Source organism: Sphingorhabdus rigui, from assembly GCF_014196595.1.
In the GTDB taxonomy this organism is placed as follows: domain Bacteria; phylum Pseudomonadota; class Alphaproteobacteria; order Sphingomonadales; family Sphingomonadaceae; genus Sphingorhabdus_B; species Sphingorhabdus_B rigui.
Map to the genome: position 1 here is coordinate 1 of NZ_JACIEA010000005.1, position 4,477 is coordinate 4,477.

Sequence of the window (4,477 nt, forward strand, 5' to 3'; positions counted from 1 at the left end):
GTCGTTACCAGCACCACCTGTGAACTTGCTGACCCTGCGAGAAGCACCTATCAGTGTGTCATTGCCCGATGCGCCGGTTACAACGTCAAGAGCAGCCACGGTAAGAATAAACGTATCTGACACATTTGCGCTGCCGTCAGATGCCGTCACCTTCAGGTTCAGCGTACCTGCAAAGTCCTGCGGTGGGGTGCCGGAGAATGTCCGGGTCCCGGCATTGAACGATAGCCATGATGGCAGTGACGTCCCGTCACCAAGCGTAGCGCTGTAGGTCAGCGCGCCACCATCCGCATCGCTGAACGCGCCAGACACAACCTGATAGCTCCATCCCGCATTCTCAGCACTCGTCTGATCCGCAATCGCGTTGACAACAACAGGTGCATCGTTGACGTTCGCAATGGCAGCTGTGGCAGCACTGGTGGCGGTCTCAACCGTGCCTTGACCGTCTGTGTAGGTGGTAATAACCCGCAGCTGCTTTGCCACTTCAGCATCACCGGGCGTGAAGCTCGCTGACGTCGCACCTGCAATGTTGCTCCACGTGCTCCCGTTGCTTGAGCTCTGCCACTGATAGGTGAAGCTTAATGGATTAGGCAGACCGTCCGCATCCGACGTAACACTCGCAGTAGCCGTCAGGTTAGCGTCTTCGGCCGCAGACCCACTAATGCTCACACCAAAACCAACTGGTGCGTCATTCACGTTGATTACTGGCGTTGAAGCTGCACTATAAACCGTCTCAACAGTGCCCTGGCCATCGGTGTAAGTGCCCTTTGTACGAACCAGCTTACCGGCGTCACCATCACCCAGCGTATAACTGCTCGACGTAGCACCTGAGATATCACTCCAAGTAGCACCCCCGTCCCCAGAGCGCTGCCACTGCCAGCCAACCGTCCCTAAACCATCCGCGTCCGTAATCAGGCCCGCATCAGCGTAGATTACCTTATCTTCGGAAAAATCTGAGTAGGACGCTGCCGCGAAAGAAAGCAGCGTGTAGGTATGCGTAGAGCTACCATCGGCCGCGTACCTATGACCATAAACGCCATCAAATGACCAGCTGACTACCCAACCACCATCTGAAAGCGCCGCTGCCGAGGGAATTGAAAACTGATAGACTGTAGAGGTGTTTATCTTGGTCTCCCCGCCTACAGCTACGCCTAATTTATCAAATCGCTGAGAATAAACGCCTCGCCAAGACCCATCCAAACTTGGTGAAAGCCAAGTTACAACCCACCCCCCATCGGTTAGCGCGATGATTGATGAGTTCCCTTGAGTGTTTCCGACATAACTGTTGATTTGGAATTCTGGCCCAGACTTAACTCCTGAACTGTCGTATTTCTGCCCATATATGTTCCCTAAACCCTGATTATTATTAGAACTCCATGAAACAACCCAACCACCATCAGAAAGCGCGGCTACTGATGGTTGAATTTGATCACCACTCGTGAAACTATTAACTCGGAATTCTGGTCCCTCTACAATGCCGGAACTCTTGTATTTCTGACCATAAATACCCCATCCCGAACCATCTTGCCCCAAGGAATTCCATATAACGATCCAACCACCATCAGAAAGCGCAGCTACTGACGGGTCATATTGAAAGCTATTAGTGTAAGAATTGATGCGAAACTCACTATCCACACGAGCGCCGAAACTATCAAAGCGCTGACCGTAAACACCATATGCCGACCCATCTTGCCCATTCGAGTCCCATGAAATCAACCAGCCCCCATCCAATAAAGCGACCACTGAAGGTCTATCTTGCATCGACGCCGTATAGGTATTTACCCTAAACTCTTCTCCAACCATACCTCCATACATATCAAATCTTTGAGCATAGATACCATAGTCGTCGCCATCTTGACCTATAGACACCCATGAAATAATCCAGCCGCCGTCTAAAAGACCCGCAACAGTGGCGTCTTGCTGCCTAAAATTAGTATAAGCATTGACTTTAAACTCGTCTCCAATTTTTTCTCCAATAGAAGAGTAACGCTGAGCATAAACACCCTCCTCGGAACCATCTTGGCCATATGATGTCCAAGATATTATCCATCCTCCATCTACAAGAGCTGAAATTTTAGGTGATATTACACTAAATTTCGAGATATTTACTTTAAATTCATTATCCGTTCGTGAAACTGTGATATTCTTCTGCACATGAATATCAAATATACCAGTCGGCGCATCATTAACGTTCGCAATCGCTTCGGTTGCAGCGCTCGTAAGCGTGGTCGTGCCACCTAGCGCATCCGTCGTGGTCGCAATCACGCGGAGATACTTACCCACCTGGCTCTGATCAGATGCAATCGCGTAGCTTGCAGTGGTCGCACCTGAAAGATCAGTCCAGCCCGTCGTCTCATTGGACGACACCTGCCACTGATAAGTGGTGCCGGTGATGCTGCCATCTACATCCGTTGCACTCACGCTCGCAGTGACCGTACCACCTTCAGCCGCAGTGCCAGTCACGCTCGCGCTGCCCGTCGCTTCATCTTCAACGGCTGTCACACTCAGCACAAACGTGTCCGACACATTTGCGCTACCGTCAGATGCCGCCACCTTCAGGTTCAGCGTACCTGCAAAGTTCAGCGGTGGAGTGCCGGAGAAGGTCCGGGTCCCGGCATTGAACGATAGCCATGATGGCAGTGACGTCCCGTCACCAAGCGTCGTACTGTAGGTCAGCGTGTCACCATCAACATCGCTGAACGTGCCCGCAGGAACCTGATAGCTCCACGCCGTGTCCTCAATGCTCGCCTGATCCGCAATCCCGTTGACAACAACAGGTGCCGTGTTGGTCCGGGCAGCTATTGTCGTAAAGTCGTAGGTTGAGGTGCCTGTGTAAATGTTACCCGCAGCATCCTTGATATTGCCCGAGCTGAACACCAAAAAATATTGTGTGTTGGTAGCAAGGTCGCTGGCCGGGTTAATGGTCAGCGTTGAGCCTGATAAAGACAAGCGGCTGCTAGTGGCGGCATCAAAGCTCTCGATGGCGGTGCCGGTTGCAGAGCCTGAGCGGAGAGTGATGGTTCCTGTGCCGCGCGCGATGGCTTCAGAGAAGGTTACAACGATGTTGGATCCGACTGCAATGCCTGTTACGCCGTCGGTAGGCGAAAAATTCAGAACCGTTGGGGCGGTCACGTCAAAAAACTGAGACGCCAAAACCATAACGTCCGAGAACAGAAACTGCTCGACGTCTGTTAACGTATCTGTGCCGTCAGGACCAATAACAGTGAAATCGTTTGATGCTGAATTAAATGATATTGTGCATGAGCTGTAACTAGCATTGAATACCGCCGTGTCCGTTCCGCCCCCGCCGAAAATATAATCGTTACCTAGAGCACAATAAAAGTAGTTCGAGAGATCATTCCCGACAATAAAATCACCTGCATTTGATCCGATTGCATTTTCAAATTCTCCATAAAGCCACCTAAGGGAATCTGGAGATCCGTCATTCAATATTGTTGTTGTGGCATCATTAACACTCATCACAACGCCAACCAAATGGTTAGCACTGGAAATAGACTGACCTAAATTTACATAAACTCCTGAATTATAAAGGCTAGCATCTACGGTGTCGTTACCTCCTAAATCAAAATATGTTCGATACCCTATGGTACCTGCAAGAATTACATCATCTCCGGCACCATGGGTACCCGCGCCCTCTCCGTAGGCCTGCTGAAGTGCAATAACGTCCAATATCATTGGCGTGAATGCATTCTGAAACGATACAGTGCTCTGCTCGTCATACGACATTATTGTAAAATGTTCTTTATTCAAATCAGATGGGCTATTTAATCTAAAACCTAGTTTTTGAAATCCGACATTCACCAATGCGCTAAAATCACTGGTTACGGTATCTGGCGTAGGATAATGTGGATGCGAAAGTCCAAGAGAGTGAAGAATTTCATGTAGCAGAACTTGCTTTACCTTTGTTTCATCGGAAAAACTTAAATCCCCCTCAAATCGAGGTGCAATTGGATTTATGCGAATGTCGCCTTCCGAACCAACATAGTTTAACGTATTTGTTGCTAGACCAGATTCTCCTAAAATATTATTATTACTATAATAGTAATAATAAATGTTTATGTCTGAAGCATTGTAAAATCCGACATCAGATGGCCAAGCAAAACTAGATGTTGGTGTGGAATCGTAATCAACCAAGCTAGTGAAAGATATGTTTGCAAACTGAGATATTTGTGAAAAAATATTCTGAATGTTTTGAATTTGTTGGCCTGACCAATTTATTTCAAATCCAAATCCGTCCGAAACGCTTACTCTGACCAGTCCTTGCAATCTAAAATTTAGTAGGCCTCCAACGTCAAAGTTAAACATGGCTCTCGATATAATCGAATTCGGATTGTATTGTGTATATGTTGCCATCTGATAAAACTCTTTTTTAAATCACATATCCGATGGCGTTTGCGCCATAGATTGCCTCGAAGCTTATTTCGTCGCCGAAGTTATCGTTGGCGAGGTTGTTCAGCGT

1 protein-coding gene is annotated in these 4,477 nt (G+C 48.4%); it reads right to left on the reverse strand.

Annotated elements, in window-relative coordinates; genetic code table 11:
- A partial coding sequence (locus tag GGR91_RS11505) for a putative Ig domain-containing protein (RefSeq protein WP_183942371.1) occupies positions 1 to 4,371 on the reverse strand: 4,371 nt, incomplete at its 3' end.
- Positions 4,372 to 4,477: the final 106 nt, after the last annotated feature.